A 16,180-nucleotide genomic window follows, 5' to 3' on the forward strand; every position below is an offset into this window, starting at 1 on the left:
GACAGGATTATGCTCTTGTGCACAAGAGGATGCTATAGATAAACGGCGAGATATTTTATGGGGATAAGATATGTGTTGAGTATAGCAGCAAAGAGACTTTTGGCGGGAGCAAAGTCAAGAAGCTGGGATGCTGTACCTTGGAAGAAAAAAACTAAAATCGTAACACAACGTTCAGATAATGAAGGCTCAGATTCAGATAATGAAGGCTCAGATCATGAAAGTTTGTATTCTCTTCATTGTACGCATCAGTGGCCTTGGGAAAAAATGGCTCTCTATCGAGAGGCTATTAATGCGGCTATGCGGAAATATGCTCAACGGTTTCCTCATGATGTATGTTTAAAGCATGTGGCTGAAGAGATTATTGGTGGGCAGGTGCAGCTGTGGCTGATCTTAAAAAATAGAACTGAATTTAGTGCTTTTGGGATAACCAAAATTGAAAAAACGCATGATGGAAAAAAACGTGTTGTTATTTTAGATCTTGCTGGTCAGGGAGGGATCAAACTGGTTCCGTTGATTGATCAACTCGAACAATGGGCACGGACTATCAAGGTTGATGAAATTTTAACACTGGGAAGATCTGGGTGGGCGAAAATGCTTGTTCATCACGGATACGCTATCAATCTTATTCATTATAGAAAGGTTTTAACGCATGAGCAGACGGACAAGTCCTCAAGTTCAAACAACGACACAGACGAATGCTCCACCCTCGTGGGCAGAAGATATTTTAAAACAGGCAACTTCTGAAGCTCTCAATTTGTATAATAAAGGCATTGAGGGAAATGGTTATCAAAATGTCTATCAAGGAGAACGACATGCCGATTTAAGTGAGACAACACAAAATGCTCTCAAGGGTTTAGAAAATGCAGCCAATCAATATAATAATTCAGCACTTAATGAGTGGCTCAAAGAGCCCACAAAAAGTACACAAAATCTCTCTAGTATGGCAGCTGGAAATTGGATGGGCAATAATAGCAAATTTAATGATGCCCTTAGTAGGGCACTGAATACAACATCCGATGTTGTTAATCAGTCTATGGCAGGAGCAGGACGTTATGGCTCTGGAGCCCATACCGGTGTTCTCACCGATGAATTGGGAGCATTGGCAACTCAGGCAACTGCACAACAATATAATCAAGATGTTAATCATATGCTCAACGCTAATCAGATGATTGATCGTTCAATGCAAAATCAGGTGAATGCGGCTAATAATTTCTATCAAGGTCAAAGCAATGCTCAAAGTAATGCTTTGAAAGGGGGAATGGTACAAGATGCAAATAAGCAGCATGCTTTGGATGTAGAACAAGAAAAATGGTTTGAACAGGATAATCAAGCCTGGAATCAATTGGAAAGATTGTTGCAAATTGGAACCAAAGCAGCCGGTAATTATGGAACAAAAACAGGAGAAGCCACGACTATGCCTGCAATCACAAAGGATCCCTTGCGTGATGCACAGCGCGTGCTTGGCTTGTTGAAGGGCATTATCGGTCTTTCCGATGTAAACGTTAAAGAAAATATCGTCCTTGTGGGGGAAAAAAAAGGCTATCCTCTTTATGAATTTAATTATAAAGGAAATTCGCAACGCTATCGCGGGGTTCTTGCTCAAGATCTCATTCGTTTGAATCCTGATGCCGTTTATATGAATATAAAAACACATTTATTACATGTGAATTATAACAAGCTTGGTTTTGGATTGGAAAAAATCAAAAAACCAAAGAAAAAATTCTTTGCCTTTCTTTCTTCTTTCTTTTCTTGGGTGTGGTTTGCAAAAAAGGATAAATCCTATGAGCTCAATTTATGATTGGTCACTTATCGCAGCTGAGAATGCTCGTGCCGATGAAATAATCAACTGGGCTGAAGGGCAGCCTCCAAGCTCAGTGAATGATAGTGCTCGCGCAATGATGCAACGTGTCAAAGAGTATTTATCCGATATCGGGGGAACAGTTGAGGTTAAATTCACTATCACTGCCGAAGAGAAAGAAGCAAGTGAGAAAAAAACCTCTATTCATTTGACAACTAAGGCTCCTTATGCAGCTTATCAAAATGGGATTGTGCTCCGGTTTAAAGCTCAAGAAACGAATGTTGGGCCAACAAGTGTTGTCTTAAATCAATTGCCTTCTCAGTCAATTTATAAGGGAACACAGGAGGGACTCCAGCCTTTGACCGGTGGCGAGATGCAAAAGGAAGGGCTTTATGAACTTATCTATTATTCGGAGATCGGGGAAAAAAAAGAAGAAGGGTGGTATTTAACAAATCCAGCCGTCATTCTCCCTAAAGTCAATGTTTTTCCTTCAGGCTTTATTGCTTGTTTTGCAATGGAAAAAATTGCGGACGGATGGCTATTGTGTGATGGTCAAGCCTATGCACGGGAGGAATATGCAAGCCTTTTTGAAGCTATTGGAGAAGTATGGGGAAAAGGAGATGGCACGACAACCTTTAATGTTCCCGATTTTCGTGGCATGTTTTTACGGGGATTGGATAGTGGAAAAGGAATTGATAAAGATCGTGTTTTAGGAAGCGAGCAAAAAGACTCTTTTGAATCCCATACCCATACAGGAAAAACAGACAAAGCAGGAAAACATGATCACGCATATACAGGACTAGAATCGCTCAATGATGCAAAAGGAGGGGGAGGACTTATCAGACATAGACATAACAGAACACACTATACAACCGATTCAGGAGAGCATACTCACAAAATAACCCTCGATAAAACAGGAGGAGATGAAACACGTCCTAAGAATATGGCTGTTATTTATGCTATTAAGGTATAAAATCTTTCTGTGCTAAAAACAGTAGAGGATCTCTGTTCTCCTCTGAGGAAGAGGAAACGTTGGTTGCAGTTGCTTGAAAAATACCACAATGGAAGAAGAAAAAAGAGGCCCTTTCTATAAAGGTTTTCTTCCTGCCAAAGGCTCTTTTCATAAGGGCTCTCTTTTTTGTTATTTTTTCTTCGTAGGATAAGAGAGAAGCATCACTGTTTCTACAATCATTATCGTGGAGGCAGAAGGGAAAATTGTGCACAAGATTAAGAGATCTTGCCTTTTTAAATAAGGAGTTGGCTTGGTTTTTTCTTTCATGAAGAGAATGCTTTTGCAAAGATAATTTGCGGGGATAAAATGTTTTCCATCGATAAAAAATAATTTTTCATCCTATATTTTCTATGCTTCCAATGAATTATTGCAAGAATAACGAGGATTTCATCAGAAGCGTTTTGTTTATAAAATTCTTGAACAGAGAAGCTCTTATGGTTGTTCAATAATGGGAGCAAGATAGGGTAATTTATTGGTGAAAATAGAGGAAAATTTTTTCATAGCATATTGATAAATACAAGAATAAAGGAGAAAATAAAATGGCACTATTTCCATTTTCGATTGCTGATATTGATGATCCTAGTCATATTCGTGTTGTTCTCTATGCGAGTGGAAGAATGGGACATGCTCCTTTAAATGCATTGTTGAAGCAAATCCTTCAAGAAGGAAAGCGTGAAGATAAAAAACACCAAAAAAACTACATACAACTTTTACAGCGTATTACAGCTTTGGAAGAAAAATTGACAACAGGAATAAAAGATCATAGCTTTTCGCTAGAAAAAGCGGGGTGATTTTCAAAAGTGAAGAGAGTTAAATGAGCACTTAATTGTCTGCTGAAGAGTGTATGATTGGGGGAAATCATTGATTTTAATCACCCTATAGGCGGTTTATGGAATCAGGAAAATGCGGAAAATATCAAAAGAGGGACTTGCACTCATTAAACAATGGGAAGGGCTACGCTTAAAGGCTTATCAAGATGTTATTGGTGTGTGGACAATTGGATATGGTCATACAGAACAAGCAGGAAAGCCTGTTGTGCAAGATGGCATGGAGATTACACATGTTGAAGCAGACACTATACTTCGGCAAGATTTAAAACAATTTGAGCAAACTGTGGAACGGGAAGTTACTCAGTCCTTAACCGATGAACAGTTCGCAGCTCTTGTATCATTTTGTTATAATATAGGAACAGAGGCATTTTGTAATTCTACGCTCTTAAAAAAGCTGAATAAAGGAGACTATGAAGCCGTACCAGCCGAATTGCAAAAATGGATAAGAGCAGGAGGAAGACGTGTGCAGGGGCTGGTGCATCGACGTGCAGCTGAGGCTGGTTTATGGGCTAAAGGGGCGTATGTTTCTTCTAATTATCAAAAGGTGGAAACAATGAAGAGCATGCCTTTTTTCAAAGCAGAAGTTTTTGCACCATTGATTGCATCTTTTTCAGGTCTTACAGGATTTGTTACAGGACATGGGCCGGTACAGTGGGCTCTGGCCGGTATTATGATTGTGGTCGTGATTGTCGGTGTTATTTTGTATATTGATACGGTAAGGAAAGAACAATAGTGGTTTTTTTATTTCGATGGGGTTTTGTAATCCTTTTAGTCATTGTCATTGCTTTGAGTAGTTTTTTTTATGGACGTTCTTTTGAACGGACAAGATCCTTGATGCAAGCGATATCAGCTTTGCAAAATCGTGAGAAAATTAATGCTGAAACTTTTGCTCTTTCCCCTTTTAGCCTCTGTCGTGCTCTTGGAGGGATGCCAAAAGAATGTGCCGTTCTCTTGCATAGGATGGAAAAAGCCTCCAATCATTAACAAACCGGCGCATTTAGTTCAAACAGAACCTTTGTTATCCCGTTGGATTGTGGAAACAGATCGCTTTGGAAAAAAGCAGAAATGCTGGTGAACACAAAATGAAGAAAAGCTGATCTTCAAAAGAAAGCTGAATGGTTAGAATGAAAAAGAGACGCGTGTATACCGTACAAAGATTGACACTCTATTCCCTATTTTATTGATCTCACTGGGATTAAGTATGACGGTGTGTGTTCTTCATTGATGATATTCATGAAAAATTTTGCAAATGTAATGAAGAAAAAAAAGATAAAAAAGCAAGATGAGCTTATCGTAAAGAAAGATTTTAGCCTTGGAAAAACAGCAAGATTGATTTCTTAAAACGAATGAAAGATTGCTTTTTGATGTAAGACAATTGATAATAGCTTTTTGGTCCTATTCAACTTTTCTTTTTAAGCATGATTTATTCTTGGTAGAGTAAAGGATACGCTGTTCATGGAAAAAAGACTCCGCGCAAGGCGAAAATCCTATCGTAAAAAATTATATAAAAAAATTACTTTTTTTTGTATCGTTCTTTTTTGTGTATTGACTTTTTATTTTGTGGTGAGAACAATTATTAGTCACTTTTTTTTCACACAAGAGATCGTACAAGAAGAGCCTGTTAAATTAGTTATCCCAACATTTGATTTTCGTGTTTATTGTAAAGAAATTGCTGCTTTAGCTGTGCCTGATATGGTGCGGCAAGTTTATCAGCGTTGTTTTAGTCTAGAAAGTGAGGCTTTTTTTACGATTCGCAAAATGTGGGAAGACTCTTCCGATGATGCTAAGAAAAAATGTATAAAAATTATTCGTCCAGGAGATGGAAATTATTTTTTGCTTCGTGATTGTCTTCTAGGTGAGCAAGAAAAAAGTGAGAGGAATAGTCAAGAGCATCATCATTTTTAAGATCTCCCCTTTTAAATTTCTTGACATTTATGTGAAACAGAAACTTCACTCAAAAGTATCGGATATTTCCCCGTATTAGAATGTTTCTTCCAATGATGTGACCCTCTTCTCACAGAGAGAAGAATTGTAGGGAATAAGATTTTTACTGAAATCGCTCAATTGATATTGTTATGCTCTCTCTCAGATCTTTATTCATTTCTATAATCTTTCTGCTTTGTTTATAGTGTGCTATTCGTTTTTAGTACTTACTATGTATTCTGCTAGAAAAGGATTAAAAGATCCCAATTTTAAAGGTAGAGAGGATTGTGAAAGGTGATCGAGTGTATAGGCAATATCATCTGCAAAAACGTCCAAAGATGGGTTTTTGTGTTGATCAAGTTGGTTGCAAGAACGCTGACATATTTGGCATGTTTCAACAAGAATATCCCCTGAACTTTTGTTAAGATTAGAAGAAGAAATGCTTTGAGTTGATTCGCAAAAGGTGCATTGAAGAAGTGGATACTGCCACAAGGTGCCGCAATAAAGACAAGAGCAAAATCGTGTGCCTTCTTCTTTTAATCCTTTATCAACAACAATACTGGCTGTATGTGTTCCTCTACAGGCAGGGCATAGATTTTGTTGTTGTATCTTTATGATTTGAGTATTAAGCTGTGAAGCAGCCAGGGAATAAATAATTTGTAAAACAGCAGTGATAAAGAGATGTTCTCCCATTTGTTGCGGCGGAATTTCACAATTGAGTATATTGCTTCCCCAGAGGCGCCATTGATCTTCTTGAAGACGCATTGTGCTTAAAGCTTCTTTTTGTTTTGTAGGAAGTATATCAGTTGACATATTGTTTAAAAAATCATGCACAATGCTTTCATAAAAGCCCAATTCTAATATCTTTGATCGATCAATAAAAGGAGTGGAAATGGTGCTAAAACGAGCAAGTGCACTAGAAAAATCTTTAAATCGTTTGACGGATTGTTGTTGGATTGTGCAAAAATGAGCTAAAAAGAGAAGAGTGTCTTTAGCAGAGTGAGTGGCAGCTAAAGATGTAAAGCGCTGAGCGCGTTTTGTAAACAAAGCTTCACTGTCAGGAAATTTTATAATAAATGGGGTGTGCATTGTAGAAGAAATGTCTGAATCTTTTTGGTGTAGCATGTGATGTCCCTCTTTTGTATTTTACTTATAACCTTCTCTTTACTTATAAAAAGCTTACGATTACCATTTTTAAAATCACTTTAATTTATTTTTCTGTGGGAAATGGAACTTTTTTCTATTTTTAGGATTGTCAGTACAAACTTTTTGAACGAGATTAATTAACTCGAAAGTATGAAAAATGGAGTATCTTTCGGAGGGGAAGAATATCTTTTTATCTATGTGTGTTTCATGATATGAAAGAATGAAGCAGCGTTCATAGGTGAAAAATGGATTTAAAAAGAGGAGATATTCTTTTAAATCCACAATAAATGTGTGTATCTTTGCACTTTTGTGTTGTTTTTCGACAATATAATGATTTTTTTTAATGAAATTATGATTTATTTGAAAAAAACACTTGGCATTTTCTGTGAACACCTCTAGGTTTCTGCTTGTCAGCGGAGAGATAGGGAATTTTTGGGTTAAGTATTCCGTACTATTTTTTTTGTGATATTTCAAAATATATGCTTTTTATTAAGAAACCAAGGGATGTCGTTTAAGTTAAGTGAAACGGGGATGGTTCAATAACTAAATTTTGGAAGTGATCAGCATTATAAAAATAATGCAATGAGAGAGAATTTAAAGAGAAATACAATCCAAAAGGGATAAATATGAGGCCACAGCAGAATAGACGCGTACGCAGTCGCAATAACAATGGCAATAATAACAATCGTCGCGGTCCTAATCCGTTGTCTCGTAATTATGAAAGCAACGGGCCAGATATTAAAATTCGTGGAAATGCTCAGCAGGTCGCTGATAAATACATAAGTCTTGCACGTGATGCGCAAGGAGCAGGTGATCGTGTTATGTCTGAGAATTATTTGCAGCATGCTGAACATTATTTGCGTATTATTTTAGCGGCTACTGATCAAATGTCTTACTCTCATAAGCGTGATGAAAATAACGAGCAGGAATGTGAAGAAACAAGCGCTGAAGAAAATGCAAGAGAAGACAATAATAATGAGAGATCATCGTTGCAAGAACAGTCATCAAAAAATGGTGTTGAGCGAAAAAATCAAGGAAGAAAGAAGTATACATCTGATGCATTAGAGGAGAATTTTCAAGCTGATAAAGCTGAACAGCAAGAGCAACAAACTGTTGAAGAAGAAGCTGAATCTCTCAAACAATCACGTCGTCTTTCACGTCGTCGTAAGGTACATGTTTCAGAAACATTATCCCCTAAACAATCAACAGTTGTTTCAGACGTTGCTGAAGAAATTATGACATCAGCAGAAAAAATTGTGCCTCTGCCTTTGTTAAACGAAAAGGAGCAAAAAAAAACACGTCGGCGTCGGATAATGTCTTCTTCAGCGGAAGAAAATACTTAAACATTTAAGGTATTTTATTCGTTTTAAAAGGTTATATTTTTATTATTATTCTTTGCTTGAGGATAAAAAAGTGCTAAGAGCCGTTGTTTTTTTCTGTAATGTTGATAGAAAAAACTGAAAGAAGTTCACCGGTATGGTAATTATAAATCATCAATTTTGTTTGTCCTTCTGGGGTTAAGAGTCTCAAGACAATATTCTGTTGAGAGAGGCTTTGCGATAAAATTTGCGTTTTTGGCGGCAAAGACAAAATATGATGAGGCACTGAAGAAGATAAGGGCTGGGTCAATTTTTGTGTTATTTCAGGTTTGATGATTTTATAAATTACTCCAGCAAAGACAGCAAGAATTAACAAAAGCGTGATAGCAATGGAAATGATCATCAAACGCATCAATTTTTTTCTCACCTTTTCCACGGCAGGATCTAATGGTATGTTTTGTGGAAGAACGCAGGGCTCACTGTACTGAGCTTCGGAATCATACATTGGTTTATGCCTCACTATTATTGAGTGCTGTTATTGATTTTTTGCAGTCAAACCAAATGTATACTTTTAATTATTTTCGTTCAATGGGAAGATGCTTGTAGGAGAGAATAGTTTTGCACATTTTAGTTATAATGCTGTGCGCACGGTATCATCAGTATTTTGTTTTTTCAGGAAAAAATTGCCTTTGTTTGTTACAGACCAGATAAGCGTTACTTCTTGCTGTCGTTTGTTGGCAGGGACATTTGTGCATTGAGCGAAGATTTGTTCTCCATAAGAGGTAAATTTTTTAATTAAAGGAATAATTTTTTGCTCACATGTTTGTGTTGTGGGATAAATTTTAACCATGGTATTATTGGAATAACAACTGTTAAAATCATCTGTGCATGCAACCAGTAGAAGAACAGCAATGACAGGATTCATATTATACTTATCCTAAAAAATATAGATTGTTAAGAAGTTATCTGAGAGGTGGCTCCTCTAGATTCTAAATAATTTCAAAGAATTTTCGTTCCAGAAGAATACTCTATCTTGCTGTCGTAGGAGGAAAAGAAAAGCTAAAAGCATCAAGCTTCGATAATCTAGGGATGTAAATCTCCTATTATTCGGATCGCTTTGTTTTTAGCTGCGATGCTCGGATCGCTTTGTTTTTAGTCGCGATGCTCGGATCGCTTTGTTTTTAGTCGCGATGCTCGGATCGCTTTGTTCTTGTCTAAGACAAAATATCGAAATAATTGTTAGAAACGGATAAACAATAGATCATTTTTTCTTCTGTTAATTTTAAAAAAGCTGAACCATCAACTGCAATGGGAACAATTTTGTCTAAAACGGTATTTCCAAAACAGGCTTTCTTATGTGCAGGAAGAAAGATTTTCTTTTTAAATTCTTCACTCCATGTGATAAAAAGTTGTGTTTTTCCTTGGGTTATTGCGTTGACTGTGCAAGTAATAGAAATAGTCCCTTCTTCTTGTGATAAAGCACCAAAAGAGAGAGAATTAATAATTAATTCATGAAAAGCTAATCCAATATGCAAAACTGCGTTTGGGAAAAGATAAGGATCTATACCCTTGATGGAAAAACGCTCTTTTTCTTTCACTAAATAGTTTAAAATTTGTGTTTGTACCAATTCATGAAATTGAGCACCACGCCAGTCAGAGTCGGTAATCAGATCTTGAGAATGGGAAAGAGAATGAAGACGTCCCTGAAATTTTCGTAAGAAGGTTTGCAGTGATTCTGTATAACGGGCAGTTTGGGTTGCAATACTTTGGATGATTGCTAAAAGATTTTTAGAGCGATGGCTTACTTCCCGCAGTAATATTTTAAGCACTTGTTCGCGACGGCGTAGACCTGAAATATCGACGCCCGTGGTGATGATACCGATGATTTTTCCGTTTTCATTCCGATGACAGTCAATAGAAAATTTATACCAAATGGTTTGTTTGGACATATCTTCAAATCGTGCTTCAATAGTTTGTGTTTTGCCTGTTGATAAAACTTGCAGTTTGATGGTTTCCATATTATCCGCAAGATCGATTGAGAAAAAATCGCTGTCACGACATCCAACTCGCCATTTTGCTTGCAAAAGTTGAGGCAGGTTTTCTGCCCATAAATAGATCAGATTTGTTGTTTGATATAAAACGCAAATATCAGCGCCACGGATTGCTTGCATTAAAGCGCTAAGATGTGATCTATCTATGGATGTGGTAGAAACAGGGGGAACGAACATAATCATTACCTTCTGTTAGGCGGCTTTAGATGCATTCTCTTGAAAAAATAGAGCTTGTGAGATAAGGGCTTTGACCATATCAGGATTAAAGGGTTTGGTGACCAAAAAAGTTGGTTCCGGACGCTCTCCAGTGAGCAATCTTTCAGGAAAAGCTGTAATAAAGATTACTGGGATACAATCATTTTTTAAAATATCGTTGACTGCATCAATACCAGAACTGTTATCAGCTAATTGAATATCAGCTAAAATGAGGCGTGGTTTTTTCTGATGATACATGACAATAGCTTCATCATGTGTTCTTGCAATTCCTATCACTTTATGTCCAAGGCCTTCCACCATTTGCTCAATATCCATGGCAATCAGAGGTTCATCCTCAATAATCATTACTTGTGTTGCAATTTGTTGAGAAATATCAAAGGAGGCTTGGTTGAGGAGCTCATGAAACTTTTGTGTATTAATTTTCATAATTTCTCCTGCTTCACTTTCATTAAATCCTTCAACAGCGATGAGCAAGAAAGCTTGTCGTGCACGAGGAGTGAGATAGGATAATTGAGCGCTGGCTTTTTGTTCAAAACCAAATTGTGGCAATGGTTCAGCAATATTGGGTGTAGTTTGATCAAAAAGATGACAGAAGAGTTGATAAGTTCCAATGCGATCACTGGAGGTTTGGGGGAAAATCGAAAAATCAACAATGAGTGCTTCTAACATAGCAGCAACATAGGCATCACCAGAAGTTTGGCTCCCTGTGATGGATCGGGCAAAACGTCTAAGATAAGGAAGGTGAGGGGCGATGCGTTGTGATAGGGACATGATTTATAACTCCTGCAGCTTGTGAAAGCACTTTATTTTTCAAAATCCCTTTTGGATAAAAAAGTTCCTGCTTTCAGTATGGAACTTTTTAGGAGGGACTATATTTACAACTTTAAAGAGAAAAACATTCTTTTACTACTATATGGGTTAAGAGGCTAAAAAATGAACAACTTTGGTGAAAAAAATCTCACCGATTATTTTACGCTTGAAGATGATCTTCTTGGCGCAAATAGTGAAATAGCGCTGAAATTGCGTCAATTTTATATGCAAATTCAAGAAGAACCACTTCCTTTACATTTGCTGGAGCTTTTGGACAAATTAGAACAGGCAGAAAAAAATAGTCTTCATTCGGAAGAAAAAAGGTTTGATCTCTTATGACACATAGCTCAAAAGATTTTAAACAAGAATTGCTTTTCGTTTTACCAGCTTTGCGTGCTTTTGCTGTTTCTTTAAGTGGCAAGCATGATAAAGCCGAGGATTTGGTACAAGATACCCTTATGAAGGCATGGGCTAAGCAAGACAGTTTTGAAATGGGAACCAATATAAAGGCGTGGCTTTTTACGATTTTGCGCAATGAATTTTATAGTCAAATGCGGAAAAGAGGAAGAGAAGTGCAAGATAGTGATGGTGTTTTCACTCAAAATATGGCTGTTCATCCTTCCCAATACGGGATGCTCGATTTGCATGACTTTAAAAAAGCCTTAAACACATTATCAGCTGAACAAAGAGAAGCAATCATTTTAATTGGTGCATCTGGTTTTTCTTATGAAGATGCAGCAGCTATTTGTAATTGCGCTGTTGGAACAGTTAAAAGCCGTGTAAGTCGTGCACGCAATCGTTTGCAGAAGCTCCTCGAAGTTGATGGTGATACTGATTATGGTCCGGATCTTTATTCGGCTGGAAGTATCTTATGTTCTTTTAGTGATTAGGAGAACGAATAATGATGGGTGAGAACATAGTTTTATTCTTGTTATAGCTATAGAGGAATCAAAATTATGGGAATGTACAGAGCCTTTTGTCTAGTCTTTTAGGGACAAGAGAAAAAACGAGGATATGGAAAATAATTATCTTTCTTCACTCTTAAAGAAATAAAATAATTTTTCTTTAAACTGAAGAGTTCTGATTTTTTGGTTCATTGATGGTAAGTATATGATAACAAAGGCAAATTTGTCTTCTAAAATACCCATTTCTGGTTCAACAACATCACGTTGGCGGTGGGGAGCAATTATTGTTTCTCTTTTTATGGCTCTTTTGGCTTCGACCTTTATTATTTTGTTATCTAACGCTGTTGATCAGGAAATCTCACAGTTGGATACAAGCTCAGAATTGCGTGAACAAGCAGATTTAGCACTTATTAGTTTAATCGATATGGCTGCAGCAAACCGAAGCTATGAAAAAAGCCATCGGGCAGAAGATAAAATCCGCTTTGAGAAAGCAGTTCTTCATCTCGATGATATTCTCAATTATATTGCCCTTCTTACTCATTCTCATTTGCAATGGTATACGTGGTTTACAGCTTTTAAAAAAGAGATTAAAGCGCGTATAGCAATCATGAAAGAACATATGATTGCTCTTGATGCATCTTCTGATCAGTCTGTTCATTTCTCAGATTTTCCTGAAATTAAGACGGATCAAGTTGCGAGTTTGGTTCAATTAATGACCAATTTTATCGATGGCGATGATATTGAACGACAAAAAAAACGTGAAGATATAGCACTCATGCGTGCTGCTTTAACTTTAGCCGCAATTGTTTCTGTTGTGAGCACTTTTATTTCTGCCTATTTTGTGATTAACCGTTTTCGATACGATATTCGGTCTTTAAAAACCTATCAGTTACTTCTTCATAGCGAGAATGCAGCTCTTGAAGCTCGTGTGAAGGAACGGACACAGGAATTGGAAAAGGCTCGTAATTATGCTGAAAAAGAACGCTGCCGTGTTGAAATGTTGTTACAGGATGCTAGTCACCGCATTGGCAATTCTCTTGGTACGGTTTCTTCTTTGCTTGGCTTGCAATTAAATCGAAGCAAGAATGAAGAAGTTCGTTCTGTTTTGGGAGCAGCACGAGATCGTATCCAAACAATATCAGCAGCGCATCGTCGTTTGCGTTTGAGTGATGATATGGAAACAACATTATTGGCAGATTTTCTCAATTTAGTTGTGCATGATGTTGAATTGGCTATACCATTTGAATTACGCGAAAATATCACTATTCATACGGATTTCAAAGATTGTCGATTATCTTCAAGAGATGCTACAACGCTTGGAATCATTCTTGGTGAATTGCTTACAAATGCTTTAAAGCATGCTTTTCCTGATAAACGTCGTGGGAATATTTATATTTTTTGTGGGCCTCAAAATAATGGAAAAATGGCACTGGTCGTTGAAGATGACGGCATAGGGATGTGCAGTCAAAATGCAGAGCTAAAAACAGGACTCGGTCGTTTAGTTATAGAACAGCTTTGTATGCAATTTGGTGAGAAAGCATTGTTCGAAACATCAGATTTAGGAGGGACGAAAGTTATAATTCCTTTGCCAAAAATCATAGAAAATCGTTCAAAGTGTTTTTAATACTCTCTTTTAAAAACAATATCTTAAGAGAAGCATGCCATAATTATTCATTCATAAAAGCACTTAAATTTCTTACTTCATTGGGATAGTGCAGGAGAATTCACCATGATCGATAGGCTTGTGATGAATTCTTGGATCTTTATAGTAAAAGATGAACTGAGATCCTTTAAAGGAATATCCCTATAATATTTTCTTTGTTCGATATTTTTAAACTTCATCTTTGATTTAAATGATTAAGAGATTTCCTCTGGTAGAAAAGCACCAGCTTGCTTGATATATGGATAAATTAAGATGCATTTTCTGGCTGTGTTACGCTCTGTATTAAGGAATCAATATTTTTCTTTTCTTTCAGAAATGCTTGTAGATCTTTGTCTTTTAAAGATTTGCTATCAGGAAAACGAATACGCATAGGATCAACTTTTTTACCATTAACAATAATTTCAAAGTGACAGTGAGGTCCGGTTGCAAGACCCGTCGATCCAACATATCCAATAATTTGTCCTTGTCTTATTTTGACACCTGGCTTAATATCAGGAGCATAACTATTTTGATGTGAATAACTACTGACATAGCCATTGGCATGTTTAATTTCTGTATGGTTACCATAACCGCTTACGACTCCAACTTTTGTTACCACACCATCTCCAACAGCAATAATAGGCGATCCTTTTGGTGCTACCCAATCAACACCTGTATGCATGCGCACATAGCCTAAAATAGGGTGCTTTCGTAGACCAAAAGGCGAACCGAAAATGCCATTAGGGATTGGCTTTCTAAGCAAAAAAGGTTTTGAACTTTTGCCTTCTGAGTCATAATAATCGGCATTCCCATCTGTGGATTGATAATGGTAATATTTATAAGTAACATTTCCAAAGGTCGCGCTTATATAACGGATTTCAGGATCTCCATTGGTAGAAGAAGGGGCAGTTTTCAGTTGCGTGCTATTTTTTATGTTCTTACTGTTTTTTTCAGTATGTTGTTTAGGAAGAGCATAAAATATTTCGAGCTGATCTGTTGGTGTGACGCGGTTTTTCATATCAATATTCATTGCGAGCAAATGAATAAGGTGCTGTGAAAGAGACTGCGACATATTATGACTGAGAACAGCTTGATAGATTGCATCATAAACCGTTGGTAATTGTGCCGTATTAACATAAGAATGAGGTTGACCATTTTGAAATGCAGTTTTAAGCGCATATGACATTTCTGGTTCTGTACTTGCGACAAATTGGTTGTCATCATTAAGCGCGATTGTTAGAATATGATTCATTTTTTGGTAAATACTTACCCGAACAAGATGATCTTCTTCACCGTGTTGTGTGACAATTCCGATACGTAAAAGACTTCCTGCTTTGAGTGTATTTGAATGGTTCAATTCAGCTAATATTTGTGCAATTTTCTCCACTTGTTCTTGTGGATAGTCGGATTTTTGAAGTACTTCTAAGATTGTTTGCTTTTTATGAATGGGAATAATATCTTCAGCATAGTTTTTGGACAGATCAATTCGATGGTTGTGTGCTGTAATAGTGACATTTTCTTGGACAAGGCGCACATTAGGAAGCTTCGGCATTTTAAGAGAAGATGTTGAAATATCGAGTTGTGCAGGGTCTAAAAAAGGAAGAAGTGAAAGCTTTTCATTATTTTTATCCAAAGCAAATCCGGATTTTTGTACTTCTTTTTGTACTTCATCAGCAGTAAGTATATCAGTTTCATCAAAGTGCGTCTGCTCAATAATGAAATCACGGTTGCGTAAAGTCATTTTTGTTTCAATTTTTGCTCCATAAATTTGTCCTCTTTCGATAGTTTGAGAAATTTGATTGTTCGAATCATGGGAAAAAATGCTTAAAGCATCAAAAGGTGGATAGGTATATTTATTATGGCGTTCTTCGGCTAAGGCCATTCGGATCCATTCAAAATTCTGAGCTTCAACGACTTTTTCATCTCCCTTTTTTTGAAGCGTAGATAATTCAAATTGTCTTTTTTTATCAAAGCTTTGACGGGCATGTGTGGGAGCAATACGATCCCCTTTTTTATCATAGTCTTCAAGAGAGTGATCTTCTAATAAGAACCATTGTGCAGGAGTAATTAAAGTGTGTTTTCCTTCTAAAGCAGCAAAAAGCGCGATTCCCATAAGAATACAAGAGGTTACTCCAGTGAGAATTGTGCCCGTAAGCCAGCGCACAGAAACCTGTCGACGTGCAGGCTTAGAGCGTTGTATCACAAGGGCAGGGTCTTGCCCGGGATCATTTTTTTGATATTGGTTATTATCCCACATAAGGTTTCATCATTTTCTTAGAAAAACATTTGATATAAAAAGCTAACATGGCTTAGCTACTTTCTACAAGAGTACGATCATCTTTAAAAAGCAAAAATCTTAATTATAAGAAGAAAATGAATACTTTTTTGTTCTGTAATTTTATAAAATATTATCCCTGTTTTTTTATTGATTGAGCATTATATTTTTTAAATTTCAAAAATTATGTTGACTCTTTAGTTAGAAGAGTTTTATATATCATTAATGTGACAGGGGCATTTATTAGCTATTT

At 36.8% G+C, this 16,180-nt stretch carries 17 protein-coding genes; 11 read left to right on the forward strand and 6 right to left on the reverse strand.

Features of this window, described 5'->3' with window-relative positions; genetic code table 11:
- The first annotated feature begins 72 nt into the window (after positions 1-72).
- The 7 genes from M4Z11_RS07385 to M4Z11_RS01280 all read left to right on the forward strand — a co-directional run bounded on the left by M4Z11_RS07385 (position 73) and on the right by M4Z11_RS01280 (position 5,545).
- Positions 73-744: a hypothetical protein gene (locus tag M4Z11_RS07385; RefSeq protein WP_349628729.1), complete on the forward strand. Its 672-nt coding sequence runs from the start codon at positions 73-75 to the stop codon at positions 742-744.
- Entirely contained in the window at positions 650-1,798 is a 1,149-nt protein-coding gene (bgtD, locus tag M4Z11_RS01255) for a BaGTA-type gene transfer agent maturation protease BgtD (protein WP_249674736.1), read from the forward strand. Before M4Z11_RS07385 ends, bgtD begins: the two co-directional genes overlap by 95 nt.
- Positions 1,782-2,771 carry a gene transfer agent tail collar protein BgtC gene (gene bgtC, locus M4Z11_RS01260; protein WP_249674738.1) on the forward strand — a complete coding sequence of 330 codons (990 nt, stop codon included), beginning with the start codon at positions 1,782-1,784 and terminating at the stop codon, positions 2,769-2,771. The genes bgtD and bgtC overlap by 17 nt, the downstream gene beginning before the upstream one ends.
- A 578-nt stretch (positions 2,772-3,349) precedes the next feature.
- A complete protein-coding gene (locus M4Z11_RS01265) occupies positions 3,350-3,601 on the forward strand; it encodes a hypothetical protein (protein WP_249674748.1) in 252 nt (83 codons plus the stop codon).
- A 112-nt stretch (positions 3,602-3,713) separates the two neighbouring features.
- Positions 3,714-4,373 carry a gene transfer agent endolysin BgtA gene (gene bgtA, locus M4Z11_RS01270; protein ID WP_249674760.1) on the forward strand — a complete coding sequence of 220 codons (660 nt, stop codon included), beginning with the start codon at positions 3,714-3,716 and terminating at the stop codon, positions 4,371-4,373.
- Entirely contained in the window at positions 4,373-4,624 is a 252-nt protein-coding gene (locus tag M4Z11_RS01275; RefSeq protein WP_249674762.1) for a hypothetical protein, read from the forward strand. Before bgtA ends, M4Z11_RS01275 begins: the two co-directional genes overlap by 1 nt.
- A gap of 471 nt (positions 4,625-5,095) precedes the next feature.
- Positions 5,096-5,545 carry a hypothetical protein gene (locus M4Z11_RS01280; RefSeq protein WP_249674775.1) on the forward strand — a complete coding sequence of 150 codons (450 nt, stop codon included), beginning with the start codon at positions 5,096-5,098 and terminating at the stop codon, positions 5,543-5,545.
- 228 nt (positions 5,546-5,773) lie between these two features.
- Here M4Z11_RS01280 and M4Z11_RS01285 read toward each other — a convergent pair whose 3' ends face one another.
- Positions 5,774-6,688 carry a formate dehydrogenase accessory protein FdhE gene (locus tag M4Z11_RS01285; protein WP_249674783.1) on the reverse strand — a complete coding sequence of 305 codons (915 nt, stop codon included), beginning with the start codon at positions 6,686-6,688 and terminating at the stop codon, positions 5,774-5,776.
- A gap of 647 nt (positions 6,689-7,335) precedes the next feature.
- Between M4Z11_RS01285 and M4Z11_RS01290 the strand changes: the two genes are divergently transcribed.
- Complete coding sequence (locus tag M4Z11_RS01290) at positions 7,336-8,052, forward strand: DUF4167 domain-containing protein (protein WP_249674794.1); 717 nt, start codon at positions 7,336-7,338, stop codon at positions 8,050-8,052.
- Between the two features lie 73 nt (positions 8,053-8,125).
- Here M4Z11_RS01290 and M4Z11_RS01295 read toward each other — a convergent pair whose 3' ends face one another.
- The 4 genes from M4Z11_RS01295 to M4Z11_RS01310 form a co-directional block, all read right to left on the reverse strand.
- Entirely contained in the window at positions 8,126-8,533 is a 408-nt protein-coding gene (locus M4Z11_RS01295; protein ID WP_249674806.1) for a hypothetical protein, read from the reverse strand.
- A 126-nt stretch (positions 8,534-8,659) separates the two neighbouring features.
- Complete coding sequence (locus M4Z11_RS01300) at positions 8,660-8,953, reverse strand: hypothetical protein (protein ID WP_249674808.1); 294 nt, start codon at positions 8,951-8,953, stop codon at positions 8,660-8,662.
- Between the two features lie 289 nt (positions 8,954-9,242).
- Positions 9,243-10,256 (reverse strand): sensor histidine kinase, encoded by a 1,014-nt coding sequence (locus M4Z11_RS01305; RefSeq protein WP_249674815.1) that lies wholly within the window; start codon positions 10,254-10,256, stop codon positions 9,243-9,245.
- A 15-nt stretch (positions 10,257-10,271) separates the two neighbouring features.
- Positions 10,272-11,066 (reverse strand): response regulator, encoded by a 795-nt coding sequence (locus tag M4Z11_RS01310; protein ID WP_249674827.1) that lies wholly within the window; start codon positions 11,064-11,066, stop codon positions 10,272-10,274.
- A 162-nt stretch (positions 11,067-11,228) separates the two neighbouring features.
- Here M4Z11_RS01310 and M4Z11_RS01315 point away from each other — a divergent pair, with 162 nt between their 5' ends.
- From M4Z11_RS01315 to M4Z11_RS01325, 3 genes are all read left to right on the forward strand, one after another.
- Positions 11,229-11,444, forward strand: coding sequence for a NepR family anti-sigma factor (locus M4Z11_RS01315; RefSeq protein ID WP_249674830.1), 216 nt, complete (start codon positions 11,229-11,231; stop codon positions 11,442-11,444).
- The gene (locus tag M4Z11_RS01320) at positions 11,441-11,995 is read left to right on the forward strand and encodes an RNA polymerase sigma factor (protein WP_249674852.1); all 555 of its coding nucleotides are present in this window, start codon (positions 11,441-11,443) and stop codon (positions 11,993-11,995) included. The genes M4Z11_RS01315 and M4Z11_RS01320 overlap by 4 nt, the downstream gene beginning before the upstream one ends.
- Positions 11,996-12,215: 220 nt before the next feature.
- On the forward strand, positions 12,216-13,634 hold the full coding sequence (locus M4Z11_RS01325) for a sensor histidine kinase (protein ID WP_249674855.1): 1,419 nt from the start codon (positions 12,216-12,218) through the stop codon (positions 13,632-13,634).
- 286 nt (positions 13,635-13,920) lie between these two features.
- Here the strand turns inward: M4Z11_RS01325 and M4Z11_RS01330 are convergent, their stop codons facing one another.
- Positions 13,921-15,909, reverse strand: a complete 1,989-nt coding sequence (locus M4Z11_RS01330; RefSeq protein WP_249674857.1) for a M23 family metallopeptidase — start codon at positions 15,907-15,909, stop codon at positions 13,921-13,923.
- Between the last annotated feature and the right edge of the window lie 271 nt (positions 15,910-16,180).

The organism is Bartonella bilalgolemi (genome assembly GCF_023500045.1).
Taxonomy (GTDB): Bacteria; Pseudomonadota; Alphaproteobacteria; order Rhizobiales; family Rhizobiaceae; genus Bartonella; species Bartonella bilalgolemii.